20 protein-coding genes are annotated in these 19,953 nt (G+C 68.8%); 12 read left to right on the forward strand and 8 right to left on the reverse strand.

What is annotated here, in order from left to right:
• Nucleotides 1–16: 16 nt before the first annotated feature.
• From PC39_RS14585 to PC39_RS14600, 4 genes are all read left to right on the forward strand, one after another.
• The gene (locus tag PC39_RS14585; RefSeq protein ID WP_353254139.1) at nt 17–3,121 is read left to right on the forward strand and encodes an efflux RND transporter permease subunit; all 3,105 of its coding nucleotides are present in this window, start codon (nt 17–19) and stop codon (nt 3,119–3,121) included.
• Nucleotides 3,122–3,139: 18 nt separating this feature from the next.
• Nucleotides 3,140–3,475: a P-II family nitrogen regulator gene (locus PC39_RS14590; RefSeq protein WP_353254140.1), complete on the forward strand. Its 336-nt coding sequence runs from the start codon at nt 3,140–3,142 to the stop codon at nt 3,473–3,475.
• A gap of 62 nt (nt 3,476–3,537) precedes the next feature.
• A complete protein-coding gene (locus PC39_RS14595) occupies nt 3,538–3,885 on the forward strand; it encodes a YnfA family protein (protein WP_353254141.1) in 348 nt (115 codons plus the stop codon).
• 48 nt (nt 3,886–3,933) lie between these two features.
• On the forward strand, nt 3,934–4,572 hold the full coding sequence (locus tag PC39_RS14600; RefSeq protein ID WP_353254142.1) for a class I SAM-dependent methyltransferase: 639 nt from the start codon (nt 3,934–3,936) through the stop codon (nt 4,570–4,572).
• A gap of 24 nt (nt 4,573–4,596) precedes the next feature.
• Here PC39_RS14600 and PC39_RS14605 read toward each other — a convergent pair whose 3' ends face one another.
• The 6 genes from PC39_RS14605 to PC39_RS14630 all read right to left on the reverse strand — a co-directional run bounded on the left by PC39_RS14605 (nt 4,597) and on the right by PC39_RS14630 (nt 11,914).
• Nucleotides 4,597–5,238 (reverse strand): cation diffusion facilitator family transporter, encoded by a 642-nt coding sequence (locus PC39_RS14605; RefSeq protein WP_353254143.1) that lies wholly within the window; start codon nt 5,236–5,238, stop codon nt 4,597–4,599.
• Nucleotides 5,239–5,356: 118 nt separating this feature from the next.
• On the reverse strand, nt 5,357–8,455 hold the full coding sequence (locus PC39_RS14610) for an efflux RND transporter permease subunit (RefSeq protein ID WP_353254144.1): 3,099 nt from the start codon (nt 8,453–8,455) through the stop codon (nt 5,357–5,359).
• 9 nt (nt 8,456–8,464) lie between these two features.
• Entirely contained in the window at nt 8,465–9,721 is a 1,257-nt protein-coding gene (locus PC39_RS14615) for an efflux RND transporter periplasmic adaptor subunit (protein WP_353254145.1), read from the reverse strand.
• 4 nt (nt 9,722–9,725) lie between these two features.
• Nucleotides 9,726–10,976 (reverse strand): TolC family protein, encoded by a 1,251-nt coding sequence (locus PC39_RS14620; protein ID WP_353254146.1) that lies wholly within the window; start codon nt 10,974–10,976, stop codon nt 9,726–9,728.
• A gap of 66 nt (nt 10,977–11,042) precedes the next feature.
• Nucleotides 11,043–11,396 carry a hypothetical protein gene (locus PC39_RS14625; RefSeq protein ID WP_353254147.1) on the reverse strand — a complete coding sequence of 118 codons (354 nt, stop codon included), beginning with the start codon at nt 11,394–11,396 and terminating at the stop codon, nt 11,043–11,045.
• Nucleotides 11,397–11,473: 77 nt separating this feature from the next.
• Entirely contained in the window at nt 11,474–11,914 is a 441-nt protein-coding gene (locus PC39_RS14630) for a DUF3703 domain-containing protein (protein ID WP_353254148.1), read from the reverse strand.
• On the opposite strand from PC39_RS14630, the gene PC39_RS14635 reads away from it, so the two are divergent.
• Nucleotides 11,913–12,338 (forward strand): MerR family transcriptional regulator, encoded by a 426-nt coding sequence (locus PC39_RS14635; protein ID WP_353254149.1) that lies wholly within the window; start codon nt 11,913–11,915, stop codon nt 12,336–12,338. The genes PC39_RS14630 and PC39_RS14635 overlap by 2 nt on opposite strands.
• Before the next feature lie 31 nt (nt 12,339–12,369).
• Nucleotides 12,370–13,572 (forward strand): MFS transporter, encoded by a 1,203-nt coding sequence (locus PC39_RS14640; RefSeq protein WP_353254150.1) that lies wholly within the window; start codon nt 12,370–12,372, stop codon nt 13,570–13,572.
• A gap of 19 nt (nt 13,573–13,591) precedes the next feature.
• Here PC39_RS14640 and PC39_RS14645 read toward each other — a convergent pair whose 3' ends face one another.
• Both PC39_RS14645 and PC39_RS14650 read right to left on the reverse strand, forming a co-directional pair.
• Nucleotides 13,592–14,191 carry an SCO family protein gene (locus PC39_RS14645; RefSeq protein WP_353254151.1) on the reverse strand — a complete coding sequence of 200 codons (600 nt, stop codon included), beginning with the start codon at nt 14,189–14,191 and terminating at the stop codon, nt 13,592–13,594.
• Nucleotides 14,188–15,012 carry a cytochrome c oxidase assembly protein gene (locus PC39_RS14650; protein ID WP_353254152.1) on the reverse strand — a complete coding sequence of 275 codons (825 nt, stop codon included), beginning with the start codon at nt 15,010–15,012 and terminating at the stop codon, nt 14,188–14,190. Before PC39_RS14650 ends, PC39_RS14645 begins: the two co-directional genes overlap by 4 nt.
• Nucleotides 15,013–15,198: 186 nt before the next feature.
• On the opposite strand from PC39_RS14650, the gene PC39_RS14655 reads away from it, so the two are divergent.
• The 6 genes from PC39_RS14655 (at nt 15,199) to PC39_RS14680 (ending at nt 19,947) form a co-directional block, all read left to right on the forward strand.
• Entirely contained in the window at nt 15,199–16,656 is a 1,458-nt protein-coding gene (locus tag PC39_RS14655; RefSeq protein WP_353254153.1) for a TrkH family potassium uptake protein, read from the forward strand.
• A gap of 100 nt (nt 16,657–16,756) precedes the next feature.
• Nucleotides 16,757–17,047, forward strand: a complete 291-nt coding sequence (locus PC39_RS14660) for an ArsR/SmtB family transcription factor (RefSeq protein ID WP_353254154.1) — start codon at nt 16,757–16,759, stop codon at nt 17,045–17,047.
• Entirely contained in the window at nt 17,044–17,955 is a 912-nt protein-coding gene (locus tag PC39_RS14665; RefSeq protein WP_353254155.1) for a cation diffusion facilitator family transporter, read from the forward strand. The genes PC39_RS14660 and PC39_RS14665 overlap by 4 nt, the downstream gene beginning before the upstream one ends.
• A 568-nt stretch (nt 17,956–18,523) precedes the next feature.
• Nucleotides 18,524–19,123 carry an HvfX family Cu-binding RiPP maturation protein gene (locus PC39_RS14670; RefSeq protein WP_353254156.1) on the forward strand — a complete coding sequence of 200 codons (600 nt, stop codon included), beginning with the start codon at nt 18,524–18,526 and terminating at the stop codon, nt 19,121–19,123.
• A gap of 19 nt (nt 19,124–19,142) precedes the next feature.
• The gene (locus PC39_RS14675; RefSeq protein WP_353254157.1) at nt 19,143–19,544 is read left to right on the forward strand and encodes a hypothetical protein; all 402 of its coding nucleotides are present in this window, start codon (nt 19,143–19,145) and stop codon (nt 19,542–19,544) included.
• Between the two features lie 4 nt (nt 19,545–19,548).
• A complete protein-coding gene (locus PC39_RS14680) occupies nt 19,549–19,947 on the forward strand; it encodes a hypothetical protein (protein ID WP_353254158.1) in 399 nt (132 codons plus the stop codon).
• The last annotated feature ends 6 nt before the right edge of the window (nt 19,948–19,953 follow it).

Here is a 19,953-nt window from a genome sequence, read left to right on the forward strand (position 1 = left end):
GCGAGGAGCACAAAGCATGATTGAAGGTCTGGTAAGACTCGCACTCAACAATCGCCTGCTGACGCTGGTGGTCATAGCCGCCATTGCCGGCATCGGTGTCCTGTCCCTGAACCGCGTGCCGATCGATTCCTTCCCGGACGTCACGCCGCCGATGGTGCAGGTGTTCACGTCCAGCCCCGGTCTGTCGCCGGTGGACGTCGAGACGCTGGTGTCCTACCCCGTATCGATCTCGATGTACGGATTGCCGGGGCTCGAACGGGTCCAGTCCACCTCCATCTTCGGGCTGTCGCGGGTCAATATCTACTTCGAGGACGGCACCGACATCTATTTCGCCCGGCGGCTGGTGATGGAGCGTCTGGCCAAGGCGCGCCGCGAGATTCCGCCGGGCCTGGGCGAGCCGCAGCTCGGCCCGATCACCACCGGCCTGGGCCGGGTCATGATGTACACGGTGGAGAACGAGAAGGGGGCGAACCATTCCCTCATGGATCTGCGTGTGGCTCAGGACTGGATCGTCAAGCCGCAGTTGCGCACCGTGCCGGGGGTCACCGACGTGCTGTCCATCGGCGGCTTCGAGAAGCAGTACCAGGTCAAGCTGGATTCCAACGCGCTGGCCGCGCGCGACCTTACCGTGGCGGACGTGCGCCGGGCGTTGGCGGCCAACAATCGCAACGTCGGTGCCTCCTTCATCAACCGGGCCGGCGAGGAGTACATCATCCGCGGCTACGGCTGGGTCGATCCGGGCAAGAAGGGCCTGGATGACCTGCGCCATATCCAGGTCGCCGAGCAGGACGGCACCCCCGTCTACATCCGGGATATCGCCGAGGTCGCATTCGGGCCGGCGATCCGGCGCGGCGCCTTGGTCGCCAACGGCGACGAGGCGGTCGGCGGCTTCGTGCTCAAGCTGATCTACACCAACACCCAGAAGCTGCTGGAGGCGGTGGATAAGAAGGCTGAGGCTATCAACGAGGCTCTGCCCGAGGGCATGCGCCTGAACCAGTACTACTCGCAGTCGGACTTGGTCGAAAAGGCGGTGGGTACGGTCGAGTCCGCGCTGCTGGAAGGCGCGGTGCTGGTGCTGGTGTTTCTGTACCTGTTCCTGGGCAACCTGCGCTCCACGCTGATCGTGCTTGCCAGCCTGCCCTTGAGCGTGCTGATCGCCTTCATCGCCATGAACTACGTCGGCATGTCGGCCAACCTCATGAGCCTGGGCGGGCTCGCCATCGGCATCGGCATGATGGTGGACGGCTCGGTGGTGATGATCGAGAACATCTTCCGTCACCTGGAGGAACGCGTCGACGAGGATATATCCATGCTGCGGCTGGTGAGCGAGGCCGCCCGGGAGGTGGCCCAGCCGATCACCTTCGCCATTGCCATCATCATCATCGTGTTCCTGCCGCTGTTCACCCTCCAGGGGGTCGAGGGCAAGATGTTCTCGCCGATGGCCTATACCATCTCCTTCGCACTTGTCGGCGCGTTGATCCTCTCCCTGACGCTGGTGCCGGTGCTCACATCGCTATTGTTCAAGAGGGACAGCGTGCACGGCGAGCCGCGGCTGGTGCGTTGGCTCAAGGCCGGCTACCGGCCGCTGCGCGATGCGGCGATCGAGGCACCGGCACTGGTGCTGGGCATCGCGGTGGTGCTATTCGGAATCAGCCTGGCGATCTTTCCGGCCCTGGGCACCGAGTTCGTGCCCACCCTGCGCGAGGGCACCTTTCTGGTGCGCTCCACGCTGCCGCCCGGGGCCAATCTGAAGACCACCAATGAGTATGCCAAGCGCGTGCAGTCGGTGATGAACGAGTTCCCGGAAGTCACCGGCGTGTACGCTCGCGTCGGTCGTGCCGAGGTCGGCGGCGACCCGGAGCCGGTCAATGTGATCGCCTCCATGGTGACGCTCAAGCCGCTGGACGAATGGCAGAGCGGGCGCGACTACGAGGGATTGCAGTCGGCCTTGGCCGATCGCTTGAGCGCCGAGGTGCCGGGCCTGGCCAACAACGTCTCCCAGCCGATCCAGCTGCGCACCGACGAGCTGCTGTCCGGCGTGCTGGCGCAAGTGGTCGTGAGTGTCTACGGCGAGAATCTCGACAAACTTGCCAAGCTCGGTGGCCAGATCACGGGCATCGCCCGCGAGGTCCCCGGGGCGGTGGACGTGCGCATGCAGCAGCAGGGCGGCAAGCCCCAGGTCGTGGTGCGTCCGGACCGGGAGGCCTTGGCGCGCCACGGCATCCCGTTGGACGAGGTATTGGGCGTGGTCGAGGCCGGCATCGGCGGGGCCACGGTCGGCCAAGTGTTCGAGGGTATTCGACGCTTCGACATCTTCCTGCGTTTGCAGGAGACCGCGCGCGGTCAGGTGGATGCCATCCGCGATCTGCAGTTTCGCACCTCGGAGGGCGCGCTGATCCCGCTGTCGCGCGTGGCAGACGTGGAGGTCTATCGCGGGCCCAAGAAAATCTCCCGCGCCAAGGCCAGCCGCCGGTTGTTCGTGCAACTCAACGTCCGTGGCCGCGACATGGGTGGCGTCGTCAGCGAGCTCCAGACGCGGGTCAAGGAAGAGGTGGACCTGCCCGCCGGCTATTTCGTCGAGTACGGCGGCCAATTCGAGAACCAGCGGCGGGCCATGGCGCGGTTGTACATCGTGGTGCCCATCACCCTGGCGCTGATCTTCCTGCTGCTGTTCATCGCCTTCTCCAGCTTCCGCTATGCGGCGCTGATCTATCTCAACGTGCCGTTCGCCATCACCGGCGGCATCTTCGCCCTGTGGGCCTCGGGACTGTATCTATCGGTGGCCGGCGCGGTGGGGTTCATCGCCGTGTTCGGCGTGGCCGTGCTCAACGGCGTGGTGCTGGTGTCCTACATCAACCAGTTGCGCGATCAGGGCTTGAATCGTGACGAGGCCGTGCGCACCGGCGCCGAGCATCGTCTGCGCCCTGTGCTGATGACGGCTTCAGTGGCCATTCTCGGCCTGATCCCGCTCTTGCTGGCCGACGGCATCGGCGCCAATGTCCAGCGGCCGCTTGCGGCCGTGGTGGTCGGCGGCCTGGTGACTTCCACGCTGTTGACTCTGCTGGTGCTGCCGGCGGTCTATCGGTGGTTCGCGGAGCCGCGGCGCGAGGTCGAAATCTGAGGCAACAGAGGACGGATCATGCAGGAAATCAAGGCATATGTCCGCGAGCCCATGCTGGACCACGTGGTCGACGCGCTGGCGGCGATTCCTGGTCTCCCGGGCATCGCCGTGGTGCATCTGCGCGAGTTCGGTCATGCCGTCGAGGATGGCCGCCTGGTCAAGACCGAGATGGCCAAGCTGGAGATCGACGTGCCGGACGAACTGATCGAGTCCGTGATCGAGACCATCGTCGAGCACGCCCGAACCGGCGAGGGGCATCCCGGCGACGGTATGGTGTTCGTGTCCGAGCTGCGAGAGGCCGTCCGGATCGCGGATGGCACCCGCGGCGATGCCGCGTTGCGGCGCCGGGTCTGACGGTCGGTGTTACTCCCGGCACGCCGGCGGCACCTGTGCTGGGATGATCGGGGGAGCGCGCCATGACTCGTTTTTACCTCATGGGTATGGCCGTGGATGCGGCTGCGGTGTTGGCGGAGATCGCCGGGTGCTTCGCCTTCTGGGCCTGGCTGCGCCGGGGCGGGAGCGCCTGGCGGCTGTTGTTGCCGGGCCTGGCGTCCCAGGCGCTGTTTGCGTACCTGCTCACGCGCGTCGACGTGGGCTTCGCCAGTCGCATCCATGCCGCCTGCGGCGGCATCTTCATCGCCGCATCGCTGGCATGGCTGTGGCTGGCAGAGGGGCTGTGTCCGAATACTTGGGATCTGGCGGGCGCCGGCCTCGCGGTCCCCGGAACTCTGGTCATCCTGGCCAGCGCGCAAGTGTCGCGCTGAGCCGAGGTCGAGGCCGATCATCCGAAACACGACGGGTGCCCGAAAATCATGGCAGGTGGCAATTACGACGGTCTCCGTCGGGAATACAACCGCGAGGCGGGGCGTTACGATCGGCGCTGGTCCGCCTACGTCGAGCGCACTACCGGCGAGACCCTGCGGCGTATGCCGGTCGCGGAGAACGACCGTATCCTGGATGTCGGCTGCGGCTCGGGCGTGCTGCTGCAGCGTCTGGCGCAAGGCACGCCCGGGGCCGCCCTGTCGGGGGTCGACCTGAGCGGGGCGATGCTCGCCGTCGCCCGGCGGCGGCTCGGGCCGGCGGTCGATCTGCGGTGCGCGGCGGCGGAGGAGCTGCCGTTCGCGGACGGGGCCTTCGACACCGTGGTCTCGGTGAGCATGTTCCACTTCATCCGCCGCCCCGAGGAGGCTCTGCGCGAGATGCGGCGGGTACTCGCGCCCGGCGGGCGGCTGGTCCTGACCGACTGGTGCGCCGATTACCTGGCCTGTCGTCTGCTCGACTGGTGGCTGCGCCGGGTCGACGACGGCCATTACCGGACTTACGGTGCCGCCTCGCTGCGGGCGCTCCTGGCGCGCACGGGCTGGGCGGTGTCGCGGCTGGAACGCTATCGGATCGACTGGTTCTGGGGGCTGATGACGGTGACCGCGATACCGGGGGAAAGTCCCTCGTAGGCGCTATCTCCTACAGTCACCTGTTCACGAGCGGCTGACTCTCCGCGGCGGGCCGGCGCCGGTCAGTGTGAGACGTGCCTGGCCCAGCACGCCGATGGCCGAGCGCAGGAACAGGGCGGCGATTGCCGCGCCCACGATCACGTCCGGCCAACGGCTGCCGGTCCCGGCCACCAGCGCGGCGGCGACCAGGACCCCGCTGTTCGCCACGAGATCGTTGCGGGAGCAGACCCAGGCCGAGCGCATATTGACGTCGTCGCCGCGGTGGCGCGTGAGCAACACCAGACACAGGGTGTTGGCAAGCAGCGCCAGCAGGCCGACCGCTGCCATGATCCCGTACTGCGGCGTGTCGCCGGACCATGCCTTGGCGACGGCGTCGCCGAGCACCAGCAGGCCGAAGCCGAGCATGATCGTGCCCTTGAAGCCGGCGGATACTGCCTTCCAGCGGTCGCTGCGGGCCACCACGAACAGGCTGAGGCCGTACACCAGTGTGTCCCCGAGCATGTCCAGGGAGTCGCCCATCAGGGCGTTCGAGGCCGCCAGCCATCCGGCCGTGAACTCGACCAGGAACATGCTCGCGTTGATCGCCAGCACCGCCCAGAGCATGCGTGTCTGGCGTTCGCGCAACTCGGCGATATGTGCGTCGTCCTCGTCGCAGCAGGCGGACATGACGTGCTCCGGTTACCGAATCCCGACGGGATGTATGAGGTTGACGATCGTAAAGGTTGCAGTCGCTACAAGGTAAAGCGAATAGCATCACGTCCCGGATTCCATCCGGCCCGTCCGTCTATGATCGAGACTCTCGATAAGCCAGGCGGTACAGGGCCGGCAGTACCAGCAAGGTGAGCAGGGTGGCGGAGCAGATGCCGCCGATCACCACGGTCGCCAGCGGTCGCTGGACCTCGGCGCCGGTGCCGGTATTCAGCGCCATCGGCACGAACCCGAGACTGGCGACCAGGGCGGTCATGAGTACCGGCCGAAGGCGCTGCAAGGCACCTTCCATGATCGCCTGCTGCAGGGGCATGCCGTGAGCGCGCAGATCGCGGATGAAGGACAGCATTACCACACCGTTGAGCACCGCGATGCCGGAAAGCGCGATAAAGCCGACCGCCGCGGAGATCGACAACGGCATGCCGCGCAGCCACAGGGCGGCGACGCCCCCGGTCAGCGCCAGCGGTACGCCGGTGAACACCAGCAGCGCGTCGCGCAGCGAACCGAAAGCGGTGAACAGCAGGGCCAGGATCATCACCAGCGTGGCCGGCACCGCCAGGCTCAGGCGCTGCTGGGCCGAGCGCAACTGTTCGAAAGTGCCGCCGTATTCCACCCAATAACCGGCCGGCATGTCCACTTGATTGCGCACGGCCGTCCGGGCCTCGGCCACGAAGGTACCCAGGTCTCGGCCGGCGACGTTGCTGCTGACCGTGATGTAGCGCTTGGCGTTCTCGCGGCTGATCTGGTTCGGCCCGGTGGTCCGCTCGATGGCGGCGACTTCGCGCAGCGGCACATAGCCCGGGTCGCCGCCCGGAACGGTCACGGGCAGACGCTCCAGTGCATCGATGTCGTTGCGTCTCGCCTCATCCAGGCGCACCACGAGATCGAAGCGGCGGTCGCCGTCGTATATCTCGCCGACCGGTGTCCCGCCCAGGGCGGTGCGGACCGTGTCCTGCAGATGCCGCACGTCCAGGCCGTGACGGCCCAGCGCCACGCGGTCCGGACGGATGCTGATCACCGGCAGGCCGCTGACCTGCTCCATCCGGGTGTCGCTCGCCCCGTCGAGCTCGGCAACGACCGCGACGACCGACTCGCCGGCGGCGCGCAGCGTATCCAGCTCGTCGCCGTAGATCTTGATCGCCAGGTCGGCACGCACGCCGGAGATGAGCTCGTTGAAGCGCATCTCGATGGGCTGCGTGAACTCGTAGTTGTTGCCGGGCAGGTCGCGAACGGTGTCTTGGATCTCGGCCTCCAGGTCGGCCTTGGAACGGTCGGGGTCGGGCCAGTCGTCGCGGTCGGCGAGCATGATGAAGGTGTCCGCCAGCGACGGCGGCATCGGATCGGTCGCCACTTCGGGTGTCCCGATCTTGCTGAAGACGTGGGAGACCTCGTCGATCCGTTTCAGGCGCCGTTCCAAGTCGTGCTGCATGGCGACGGACTGGGTCAGGCTGGTGCCGGGGACGCGCAGGGCGTGCATGGCGATGTCGCCTTCGTCCAGCTGCGGCACGAATTCGGTGCCGAGCCGGGTAGCCAGCCAGCCGGTGCCCACGATCAGCAGCAGCGCCGCCAGCACGACCGGGATGCGGGCGGCCAACGCCGCGCGAAGCAGCGGCGCATAGCCTTGGCGCGCGAGGCGGGTCAAGCGGTTCTCGTCCGCCTTGACGCGGCCGCGCAGACCCACGGCGAGCGCGGCGGGCACGAACGTCAAGGCCAGGATCAGCGCCGCGCCCAGCGCCATCATCACGGTCAGCGCCATGGGCCGGAACATCCGGCCTTCCACGCCGGTGAGGGTGAGGATAGGGATATAGACGGCGAGAATGATCAGTACGCCGAAGCTGGCCGGGCGAATCACTTCGGTGGCGGCATCGCGCAAAACCGCCAGGCGCTGACCGCGATCCAGCGTCGAACCGGTCTGTCGCTGGGCCTCGCCCAATCGGCGCAGGCAGTTCTCGACGATAATCACCGCGCCGTCCACGATCAGACCGAAGTCGAGCGCGCCCAGACTCATCAGGTTGCCGCTTACCCCGGCACCGACCATGCCGGTGATCGTGGCCAGCATCGCCAGCGGGATGACCATCGCGGTGATCAGCGCGGCGCGCAGGTTACCCAGCAGCAGGAACAGCACGGCGATCACCAGCAGCGCGCCTTCGGCCAGGTTCTTCTGCACCGTGGCGATGGTCTTGTCCACCAGTGCGGTGCGGTCGTAGAGGGGATTGACGGTCACGCCGTCGGGCAGCGAGTCGCGCACCCGTTCCAGACGCTCGCCGGCGGCCGCGGCGACCGCGCGGCTGTTCTCGCCGATGAGCATCATCACCGTGCCCAGGACCACCTCCTCGCCGTCCTGGGTGGCGGCGCCAGTGCGCAGGGCGCTGCCCTCGATCACCTCGGCGACGTCCCGCACCCGCAGCGGGACACCGCCGATTTCGGCGACGATGACAGCGCCGATATCGTCGCGGTTCTGGAGACGCCCGGGCACGCGCACCAGGCGTTGCTCGCCGCGGTGCTCGATATAGCCGGCGCCGACGTTGTCATTGCCGGCCTCCAGCGCGGTCAGGAGATCGTCCATACCCAGGCCGTGGGCCGTCAGCTTGGCCGGATCCGGGGCCACTACGTATTGCTTGCTGAAACCGCCGGTGGTGTTGACCTCGGTGACGCCGGGCGTCAGCCGCATCTGCGGGCGGATCACCCAGTCCTGGATGCTGCGCAGGTCGGTGGCGTCATAGCCGCTACCGGGCTCGGCGGTGACCGTGTACATGAAGATTTCGCCCAGGCCGGTGGCGATCGGCCCGAGAGCGGGCGACAGTCCGGCGGGGATGACGTCGCGCGCCTCGGCCAGGCGCTCGCCGATCACCTGGCGGGCGAAATAGATGTCCGTTCCCTCCTCGAACACCACCGTGATCTGGGACAGCCCGTAGCGCGACAGCGAGCGTGTGTAGTCCAGTCTGGGCAGGCCGGCGAGCAGCGTCTCCATGGGATAAGTGATGCGCTCCTCGACCTCCCGGGGGGTGTAGCCGGGCGCTTCGGTGTTGATCTGTACCTGGACGTTGGTGATGTCCGGTACCGCGTCGATGGGCAGCAGTCGATAGTTGTAAACGCCCAGCGCGGCGACGCCGGCTACAGCCAGCAGCACCAGCCAGCGCTGGTTGATGGCCGCGGCGATGATGCGGTCGAGCATGGCGTGGTCCTAGTGGCTGTGGGAGACGCCGGACTTCTCGAGGTCCGCGCGGATCAGGAAGCTGTTGCCGGTGACGTATTCGGTGCCCGCCGCGATACCGTCGAGCACTTCCACATGCGTGGCACCGCGCATCCCCAGCGTCAGCATGCGCACTTCGTAGGTGTCGCCGAAGCGGGCGTAGACCACATCGAAACCGCGGAAGCGCTGCAGCGCGCTGCGTGCGACGGCGCGTTCGACGCGGCGTTCGCCGATGGTTACCTCGCCGTGCACGAACTGCCCCGGCCGTAGCCGATCGTCGTCATTGGCCACCGGGACGCGCAGATGCACGTTCTGACGCGGGCCGCTGGTGGGGGCGATGCGGGCGATCCTGCCGTGTGCGAGTGTGCCGCCGTCGAGATCGTGCACCGTGACCGCCTGACCGGCCTCGATATCGCGCAGATCGCGCGCGAACGCGTCCAGCGTGATCCAGACCGTGCCCAGGTCGGCGATAACGAACAACGGCGCTTCGCCGGCCAGGTCGCCCACCGCCGCGTGGCGCTCTATCACCGTGCCGGCGAAGGGGGCGCGCAGGGTGGTGGGGCGCAGGCTGTCGCGGGCCACCACCGTGGCCAGGGGCGTGCCCGCCTCCACCCGCTCGAACAGGCCGACGTTCACGTCCCGCACCGTGCCGGCGTAGCGTGCCGCCACCCGCGCCACCCGGTCGGGGTCCGGTCGCACGCGTCCGCTCAGGGTCAGCGTCCGGCGCAAAGTGGCGGGACCGACGGTGGCGGTGGCCAAACCCGCCTCTTGCGCGATCGGGTCCGGGATGCGGGTCCGGCCCTCGTGGCTGGCGTAACGCCACGTGTGGCTGCGTCCGCCGTACCCGGCGCGTACGACCACGTCGAAGGAGTGCGGTTCGGAAACGGTCCGGCGGCCGCGCAGGAAGTCTCCCACCGGCTCGAAACCGATCTCGTCGGTGCGACCGCCGAGCCGTTCCAGCCGCACGGTGAGATCGACCTCGGCCGGATCCAACGGCTTGCCGTTGTGCCAAGCCCACGCGCGGAACTCCGGCGGCAGGCCGGCCTCGACCAGGGCAAGCTCCAGCCGGAAGGCGCCGTCCTCAAGGAGACGGCCGCCGTGCGCGCCGGTGGCGGTCCGGTCCTCGCGCCCGGTGTCGTGGGCGTTATCGCCCCCGGCAGTCACCGCGGACAGCGGCAGGCCAAGCGCCAGGACGACCGTGGTGGCGAGGGCGGCAATGCCCGTCATAGTGCGTCGAAACAGGGTCATGGGATCAGTCCTCGTCCGGGGTGGCTGCCGGCGTGCCGGTCAGCCGCTCGATCTCGATCAAGTGACGGTGATAGCTCGCTGCGGCGTGGATGGCCCGGCGCTCCTGTCGGATCAGGCTGCGTTGCGCCTCGGCCAGGTCCAGGTAGCTGTAGCGTCCGCGCCCGTAACCGGCGCGGATGTCGGCGAGCGCTTCCCTGGCGCGTGGCAGAATCCGCCCGCGCAAGGTCTCCACCTCGGTACGGGCATGGTGCATCTCCTGGTAACGGGCATAGACCACGGCGTACAGCTCGCGCTCGGCGGCCTCCAGCTCACGTTCCCGGGCCGCATGCTCGGCCCGGCTCGCGGCGAGATCCGGCTGGGCCCGCGAGCGGCTGGCAAGCGGGATCGAGACACCGAGCACGAACGCGCTGTCGTCGGTGGATTCGCGCCAGCGCATGCCGCCGGATACCGTGATGTCGGTGGCCCGGCGGGCCGCGGCCAATCGCTGCCGGGCCGCGGCCACCCGCGCCTCGTCCGCCAACCGGCGCTGCTGGGGATTGCGCTCGAGCCTGGCCATGACCGTTTGGATGGTGTCCGCCGCGGGCAGCTCGAAGAGCTCGGCCGCCACACGGTCGAAGCCGGGATCGCGCTCGCCCCAGAGGCTGGACAACCCGACGCGCGTAGCCTTGAGCTCGTGCTCGGCATGCTCCAGCCCCAGACCCGCATCGGCCAGGGCGATGTCCGCGCGAGCGGCCTCGCTGGCCGGTGCGGCACCGGCATCGACCCGGCGGGCGGCCTGCATACGCGCCTTCTCGGCAAGCGCCACGGCTTCCTCGGCGAGCGTGAGCAAAGCCTGGTCGCGGGCGACATGCACGAATCGCCGCGCGACCCGAGCCAGCAGATCGAGTCGCCGGATGTCCGCTTCCGTGGCCACGAGCGCGCGGCGGCTGAGCGCCAGATCCTCGCGCCGTGCCGCTTTGCCGCCGCGCTCCAGGGTGCGTGACAGCAGCAGTGTGGCGTCGGCGGCGCGCAGGCCGCGGGTCTCGCCGCTGCCGGCGAAGTTCTCGAGCTCCAGGCCGAGCCGGGTCGGCGGCGGCTGGCCGGCGGATTCGATGCGGGCGTCGGCGGCGCGCCGGCGGAAGACGCCGACGGCTAGTTCCGGATTGTCCGCCACCGCCCGGGCGATGGCTCCCTTCAAAGTCAGCGTGTCGTCCATCGCCGCGACGCCAAAGGCGGCGGCGAGCAGGCAGACACCCGCGCACAGACGCAGGGCCATGGGGTTCTCCTCGCGAATAGACTCGATCCGGCGCGGCGTGGGCGCACCGGGTGCAGGGGAGAAGGCCTAGGCGATCGGAGGCCGGAAGGGAACCACGGCGACGCCGGGGGGCAGCGACTGACAGGTTTCAGTCACCGGGCTCGCCGTTACTTCAATCTGCGGGAGGTCGGTGGCGGACGGCAACGCGGCGCAATGCGCGGCGCAGGCACAGACATGGAGATGCAGCCCGCCGTCGTCGCCGTGCAGATCAACCAGTTCGTGCGTGGTATCGCCATGCGGGCCGGTCGGGGAGGTGGCCGTGCCGTCGTGCAAGTCGATCTCGGGCCAGATCGCACTCAAGAGCAATAACGTCAGCACGATCGTGCGCCATGCGCGGAGAGCGCCCTGGGCGCCGTTCGGTTCAGGCACGGCGCGGATCATGTCCGGACTCTCGATGCCACTCGCCAACTCGGAGGGTGCTGGTGGCCGTGAATTTACCATGTTGCGCCATGAGGCGGTCAGTCATCGCTTCGCGCGGCCTTGATCGTCGCCGCGATATCGGGTGGCACGGGGAGGCGCTGACACGGTCTGATGTCCGAACCGCCGGTATTGCCGGTAGGCACGAGTCCGAACGCGGTCTTGGTCGCGGCGCCGAGCAGACGGACGAACTGGCCATGTACCTCTCGGGTTTCCCGATGCCGCATAGCCCATAGAAGCATGTGCCAATGCACCCTGACATGCTCCCGTGTGGACGCCTGCCCCAGCACGTGCGTCCTTTCCAGGTGCCGGAATGCCGGGACACTGTCGCCGCGCCGTTCGGCGGCCTCGGCACGTTGTGACTCGGTGTCGACGTGGGGGCGGATGTGTCTCGCGAATGCCATGACGTAATCTGCCTGCATGGTGTCGATAACGACCATGAAGGTTATAGTTGCTGCAAGGTCAAGAACGGGGTGAAACATGCGCTACACCATTGGCGAAGTGGCCCGTCGCAGTGGCTGCATCGCGTCGACCATCCGCTATTACGAGCGGATCGGACTGCTGCCGCCGGCCAGGCGGGGTGACAACGGCTATCGCTACTACGACGATCGGGATCTCGAGCGGCTGGAATTCGTCACGCGGGCCCGGGCGCTGGGTTTCTCGGTTGCCGCCATCCGGTCGCTGCTGCGACTCGCCGGGCACCCCGGGGAGCCCTGCGACGCGGTGGATCACCGGGTCGCGGAGCAATTGTCGGCCGTGCGCGAGCGCATCGCGCGCCTGCGGCGTCTGGAAACCCGGCTGAAGCGTCTCCAGGACGCATGCGACGGCGGTTACTCGGTGGGTGACTGCGGCATCCTCGCGGCATTGACCGATTCCGGCCATCGTCGGGGGAAGCGGCTTTCGTGACCCTGGCGGGCAATTTGCCGGAGCGCTAGCTGTGCCGGTCCTGGCGGGACTGTTGGCCAATGCCGGCTGGCGGCGGCTGTTCGCCGCCCAGGTCGCGGCCCTGGTCGGCACGGGCCTGACCACGGTGGCGCTGGCGCTGCTGGCCTACGACCTGGCCGGCGGCGACGCCGGGCGGGTGCTGGGGATCGCGCTGGCCCTGAAGATGGTGGCCTATGTCGGGATCGCGCCCATTGCCGGCGCCTACGCGGCGCGGCTGCCGCGCAAGCCGTTCCTGGTGGCCCTGGATCTGGCGCGGGCCGGCGCGGTGTTCTGTCTGCCCCTGGTCACGGAGGTGTGGCAGATCTACCTGCTGATCCTGTGGCTCAATGCCTGCTCCGCCGGGTTCACGCCCACGTTCCAGGCGACCATCCCCGAGATCGTGCCCGACCCGGCGCAGTACTCGCGGGCGTTGTCCGCCTCGCGCCTGGCCTACGACCTGGAGAACCTGCTCAGTCCCGCGCTGGCGGCCGGGGCGCTGATGCTGCTGTCCTACGACGCTCTGTTCGTGGCCAACGGCGTGGGCTTCCTGGCCTCGGCCGCGCTGATCCTGGGCGTGGGGCTGCCGGGCGCGCGCGCCGGCGCCGCGGGCGGGGCCTGGCGGCGGACCGGCGACGGCCTGCGCGCCTATCTCGCGGTCCCCGAGCTGCGGGCGGTGTGGCTGCTTTATTTCGCGGTGGCGGCGGCGGGTGCCCTGGTGATCGTGGACACCGTGCTCTATGTCCGCGAGTGGCTGGGCCGCGGCGAGGTGGCGGTGGCGCTGGCCTTTGCCGCCTCCGGCGCCGGCTCCATGCTGGCGGCCCTGGCCCTGCCGCGCTGGCTGGACCGGGCGCACGAGCGTCGGCCCATGCTGGTCGGGGGCCTCCTGTTGGCCGTCGGTGTGGCCGCGGTGGCGGCCTGGCAACCGGGGTTCGCCGGGCTGCTGGCGCTGTGGTTCGCGCTGGGCGTGGGCCTGTCGCTGGTGCAGACACCGGTCGGCCGGCTGCTCACCCGCCACAGCACCGAGGCCGACCGGCCGGCGCTGTTCGCGGCCCAGTTCGCCCTGTCGCATGCCTGCTGGCTGGCGGGCTATCCGCTGGCGGGCGTCCTCGCTTCCGCGGCGGGTCTGGCGACCGCGATGTGGGTGCTGGCGGCGATGGCCGCGGCGGCGGCATTCGCGAGCTGGCGGGTCTGGCCGCGTGCCGATGCCGGTGGCTGAGGCGGGGGACCCGTTCGGCCTATTCCGTCCGCGCCAGCAGCCGTTCCAGGTCCGCCGCGATCTCGGGCACCGACTGCGACTGGTTGATCAGCAGCCGGGCCTCGCCTCCCGGGCCGAACACGAAGATGCCGCTGCTGTGGGAGACGGTGTAGAAGCCGTCCGCGTCCGGCTCGCCGTAGCCGTAGGTCACGCGATAGCGCTTGGTTATTTCGTCGAGCTGGTCGCGGGTGCCGGTCAGACCGATGAAGCGCGGCCCGTAGTAGTCGGTGTACGCGGCCAGTTCCTCGGGGCCGTCACGTTCCGGGTCGACGCTGACGAACAGCACCCGCACGCGGTCGCGTTGGGCCTCGGGCAACTCGCCGAGGGCGGCCGACAGCCGCCCCAGGGTGACCGGGCAGATATCCGGGCAGTGGGTGTAGCCGAAGAACAGCACCCGGACGTGGCCGGCAGTATCCGCCGCATTCGCGGTCTCGCCGTTCTCGTCGGTGAGGGTGAAGGCCAGGTCCGGCATCACGCCGCGGATGTCGTGGCCGTGCCAGGCGGGATCGTTGCCGCAGGCCGCGAGGCCGGCGGCGAGCAGGGCGGCAAGGGCGAAACGGGAAGCGTGGTGTCGGATCATGGCGTGCTCTCGCGGTTGCGTTCGCGTTCGTGGCGGAAGGCGAAGGCCAGCAGCGCCAGGGTGGCGAGCAGGCTCATCATCGCCGCCGGTATCCAGGTGATCAGGCCGCCGAGCTGCTGGTCGAGCAGCGGAGAGATCGGCCAGGCGCGGCCGCAGACCGCGTACACGTCAAACAGTGTCTCGGGGGACAGCGCGATCCAGGCGCCGAGCGCGATCTGCGGCGGCATCAATGCCCACAGGACCAGGATGCGCAGGCCCACGCCGCGGGTCACGGGTGTCGTTCCCGGTGGGCGCGGATCGAGCATGAACCACCAGAACAGCAGTCCGTCCACGGCCATGCTCAGGTTCATGATCCAATACAGGCGGGCGTCGAGCATGGCGTCGAAGTGCACCGACGGTATCAGCCAGAAGCCGATCAGGCCCACGAACAGCAGGCCCGCGATCACGGGCTGCTGCAGGAACCGATAGCCGATACGCACCGGGGGGCTGGCGGCCAGCCGGCGGCCGGCGGTGCGCAATGGCCGCGGCGTGCCGGCCGCGAGCACCGCCGAGGGGGCCGACAGGGCGATGAGGAACGGGCCCAGGTGATGCAACGCCAGGTGCTGGATGCGGTGCATGAAGAACATGAACTGGGCGTAGTAGTCGAAGCGCGTCTGCATCGCCGCGTACATCAGGCCCAGGCCGAGCAGGAAGGCCAGCGCAGATGGGATGTCGCGCGCCCGCCGCCGCCGCGCGATCCCCGCCAGGTAGGCGGCGAGCGCGAGCGCGAACAACGCGATCAGCGGCCACAGGGGTTCCCAGGGGGCGAGTTGCGACAGCACGGACCTCGGCGGGTTGCGGATGCGAAACGATGACACCCATGGGACAGGCGGGGAGCGTGACAGTTCAAGGGGGCAACCGCTTGCGCGCGCTGTCTGCGGGGCCTATCGTTGCCGCGTCATGCACGGCATTCCCGAGGTCGGCGCTCGAGATCGCCCGCTCCCGCCAGGAAACGGGCGCCGCCGGCCATGAGCCATCCCTTTGTCATCACGCAGCGGGTGCTCGGCCTGTTGCTGATGCTGTTCTCCTTCGCGATGCTGGTGCCGGCGGCGGCCGCCATCCTGTTCCGCGACGGCGAGTTGGCCGCGTTCGTCGACGGCTTCGCCGCCACGTTCCTCGCGGGCCTGCTGCTCTGGCTGCCGGTACGGCACCTGCGCCGTGACCTGAAGCTGCGCGAGGGCTTCCTGGTAGTGGTGTTGTTCTGGGTCGTGCTGTCGCTGTTCGGGGCCGTGCCGCTGTACCTGGCGGAATCTCCGTCGATGTCGTTCACGGACGCGGTCTTCGAGTCGGCCTCCGGTCTCACCACGACCGGGGCGACCGTACTCACCGGTCTCGACGCACTGCCGCACGCGGTGCTGGTGTGGCGCCAGCTACTCCAGTGGCTGGGCGGCATGGGCATTATCGTCCTGGCGGTGGCGGTGCTGCCGATGCTGGGCGTGGGCGGGATGCAGCTCTACCGCGCCGAGACCCCGGGGCCGCTCAAGGACGCCAAGCTCACGCCCCGCATCCGCGAGACCGCCAAGGCGCTGTGGCTGATCTACGTGGGCCTGACCGCACTCTGCGCGGCGGCCTTCTGGCTCGCCGGCATGGGCGCGTTCGACGCCGTGATGCATGCCTTGAGCACCCTCTCCACGGGCGGATTTTCGACCCACGACCTGAGCATGGGGCATTTCGACAGCGCCCTGATCGAAACCATCGCTCTGGTCTTCATGTTCCTGGGCGCGGTCAATTTCGCCCTGCATTTCGCGGCCTGGCGGCACGCCAGCGCCGCGCCCTATTGGCGGGACGCCGAGTTCCGCGGCTTCGCGCTGCTCAGTGCGACCATGATCCTGGTATGTGCGGCGTTTCTCCTGGCCACCGGCACCAGGGCGAACGCCGGTGCGGCCTTGCTGGACAGCGCCTTCCAGGTGGTCTCGATCGGCACCACTACCGGCTACACCACGGCCGACTTCACGGTCTGGCCGGCGTTCCTGCCGATGATGCTGATCCTGGGCAGCATCGTCGCCGGCTGCGGCGGCTCCACCAGCGGCGGGATCAAGGTGATGCGGTTTCAGTTGCTGTACCGGCAGGGCCTGCGCGAGATCCGGCGCTTGGTCCATCCCAGTGCCGAGGTGCCGATCAAGCTGGGCGGGCGCGTGATACCGGATTCCGTGGTGCAGGCGATCTGGGGCTTCTTCTCCGCTTATGTCGGGGTCTACATCATGGTGTTCCTGATCCTGACGGCGACCGGGCTCGACGAGGTCTCCGCGTTCTCGGCGGTGGCCGCCTGCCTGAACAACCTGGGCCCCGGCCTGGGCGAGGTATCGGCCACCATGGTCGGCGTGTCCGCTGTCGGCAAATGGGTCCTGGGTCTGGCGATGATCATGGGCCGGTTGGAGATTTTCACGCTCCTGGCGGTGTTGACGCCGGCGTTCTGGCGCGGCTGAGGCTGGTCGCCATCGGGGTCTGGACAAACATATAAATAATTGTTCAAATATTCGCATGTCTATGCGAACGACCGGTAATGCGCCCTCTCCGACAGCCGGGTTGGATAGCGACCAAGCCGCCGAGTTGGCGGAGACCTTCCACCTGTTGGGCGACGCCAACCGCCTGCGTTTGGTCCTGGCCTGCCTGGACGAGCCGGTGAGCGTGCAGGCCTTGGCGGACGGGCTCGGGTTGTCGCCGTCGCTGGCCAGCCACCACCTGCGGCTGCTGCGGGCGGCGCGGCTGATGCGTGCCGAGCGCCGCGGGCGCCAGGTGTTCTACCGCGCCGCGGACGAGCATGTCCGCCGCATGCTGGCCGACATGATCGAGCACGTGCAGGAGGACGCCTTGTGAGCGGTCACGATCATCACCACCATGCCAGCGGCGGCCGCGCCCTGTTGCTGTCGCTGGTGCTGACCACGGCCTTCGCCGCGGTCGAGGCCGTCGGCGGCTGGCTGTCCGGTTCCCTGGCCCTGCTGTCGGATGCCGGGCACATGATCACCGATTCCAGCTCCCTGGCGATCGGCGCCTTCGCGGCCTGGCTGGCGACCCGGCCGGTATCGCGCCGGCACTCATTCGGCCTGCAGCGCGCCGAGGTGCTCGGGGCGCTGGTGAACGTGGTGTTCATGTTCGGCGTGGTGGCGCTGGTGGCGGCCTCGGCGGTTCAGCGTCTGGCCGAGCCGCGGGAGGTCGCCGGTGGTGTGGTCATGGTGATCGGTGGCCTCGGACTCCTGGTCAACCTGATCGTGGCCTGGATTCTGACCCGGGGTGCCCAGACCATGAATGTGCGGGGGGCGTTGCTGCACGTCATGGGCGACCTGCTGGGCTCGGTGGCCGCGGTCACGTCGGGCCTGGTGATTCTGCTGACCGGCTGGATGCCCATCGACCCGCTCCTGTCGCTGTTCGTGGCCCTGCTGATCCTGGTCTCGGCCGGCCGGCTGCTGCGCGAGGTGCTGCACGTGTTGATGGAGGGGGTGCCGCGGGAACTGGACGCGGAGGCGGTCAGCGCCGCCCTCACCGGACACGATGGGGTGCGGGCGGTGCACGACCTGCACATCTGGGCCCTGTCCTCGCATCATTACGCGCTGTCGGCGCACGTCGACGTGCGCGACCTGGAATCCTGGCGCGAGTTGTTGCCACGGCTGCAGGAGACCCTGCGCCGGCGCTTCGGCATCACCCACAGCACCCTGCAGCCGGAGGACGACGCGGTGGGCCGGAACTGTGATTCCGTGCCGGGCTGCGGCCTGGAGGCACGGCCGTGAACGAGACGACCACCTGTGGCGATACCGGCCCTGCAGCTGCGACGCCGGGCGCACGGCGCACCTGCGGCAGGGGCGCCTGCTGGAGATCTTCACCATTGCCTGGAACGCGGTGGAGGCGGCGGTGGCGATCGCCGCCGGGGCGCTGTCCGGCAGGGCCTCGCTGATCGGCTTCGGCGTCGACCCAGTGATCGAGTCCAGTTCCGGCGCGCTTGGCACGGGGACCATTGCTGCTAGCGGCCGTGCCGCGTGCCGCGGCGACTTGGCCGTTTGCGCGGGCCCGCCGAATGCCATGAAACAATCCGGCGCCGCGCCCTGCCGGCGGTGGGGCGCGACGACCGGGCGCCCGCGGTGGGGTGTCCCGGGATCGGGGACTGGGGACGCCGGCCTCCCGGCCGTCGCACCGCAAAGACTGCGGCAGGCATGGTCTCCTTGCAAGTGTCGCGTCGGGATCGCGGCCCCGCCGACGGCCGTTGCCCACGCCCGACCATCGTTGTCTGGCGCACGGGCTGCAATGGCTTTCGCGCTCTCCGGGTCCTCTGACTGAACACGCTTCATCGGGGATTCACGCATGCACGTACTGCTCGCCGCCCAGGCCCTGCTCGACCGGACCCGGGCCCTGGACTTCCTCGCGCCCCTGGCGCTGCGCTTCTACCTGGCGCCGGTGTTCTGGCTGGCCGGCACCAACAAGATCGACGGCTTCGACAACACCGTGGCCTGGTTCGGCAACCCCGACTGGGGGCTGGGCCTGCCGTTTCCCTGGCTGATGGCTGTCATGGCGACCGCGGCCGAGGTGGTCGGGGCGATCGGCCTGCTGCTGGGACTGGCCGTGCGCTGGCTGGCGGTCCCACTGATGGCCACGATGATCGTGGCGGCGTTCGCGGTGCACTGGGAGAACGGCTGGCAGGCAGTCGCCGATCCGACCTTCTGCCTGTTCGGCTGCGAGGCCGCGCAGGCCGCCGCCGAGCGCCTGGATGCGGCGAAGTCGATCCTGCGCGAGCACGGCAACTACGAGTGGCTGACCGCCGAGGGCAGCTTCGTGGTGCTGAACAACGGCATCGAGTGGGCCGCCACCTACTTCGTGATGCTGTTGACACTGTTTTTCATCGGCGCGGGCCGCTATGTCAGCCTCGACCACTGGATTGCCCGCGGCCTGGCCAACCGGGCCTGATCCGCGACGGGAGCACCGTATGAACGACGAGACCCGCCTGCAGGCGAGCCTGCTCGCTCTCCGCCTCACCGTGTTCCTGGTGATGGCGATGTGGACCGTGGACAAGTTCGTGAACCCCGGCCACGCGGCGGGGGTGTTCGAGAACTTCTATTTCATCCCGGGACTGGGCGCGGGCGCGTTCCTGTTGATTGGCCTGGCCGAGGCGGCGCTGTTGCTCGCCTTCGTGGCCGGGGTGCTCAAGCGTTTCACGTACGGTGCCGTGTTGCTGCTGCACGCGGCGTCGACCCTGTCCTCGTTCCCGCGGTACATCGCGCCGTTCGAGGGGCCGAACCTGCTGTTCTTCGCTGCTTGGCCGATGCTCGCCGCCTGCCTGGCGCTGTATCTGCTGCGTGATCGCGATCGCCTGCTGGCGGTGGCCTGACGTGATGGCGGCATGGTTCGCCGACAGCCTGATGGCCCGACTCATGGCGGCGCCCTGGTGGCTCCAGGCCTGGGTCGGCTGGATGATGGTGGCCAACACCGCGAGCGTGGTTTTTCTACGCCACCGCGAGGCGCGCTGGGTGCTGACCGTGTGGATCGGCAATGTGATCACCATGATGGCGCTGTACGAGGCGGTCGGCTATGTCCGCCTGCTGGGTCTGTCGCACGTGCTCTGGTGGACGCCGCTGTTGGCGTACCTGTTCGCGGTGCGCGGGCGTTTCGCGCAGGCCGGCGCCTTCGGCGCCTGGGCCCGGGCGCTTACGGTTACCATCGCGGTCTCGCTGGTGATCGACTACATCGATGTCATCCGCTATTTCATGGGCGACGGTGCGCTCGGGGGTTGAACCGCG

It is taken from the genome of Salinisphaera sp. PC39 (assembly GCF_040361335.1).
In the GTDB taxonomy this organism is placed as follows: domain Bacteria; phylum Pseudomonadota; class Gammaproteobacteria; order Nevskiales; family Salinisphaeraceae; genus APNM01.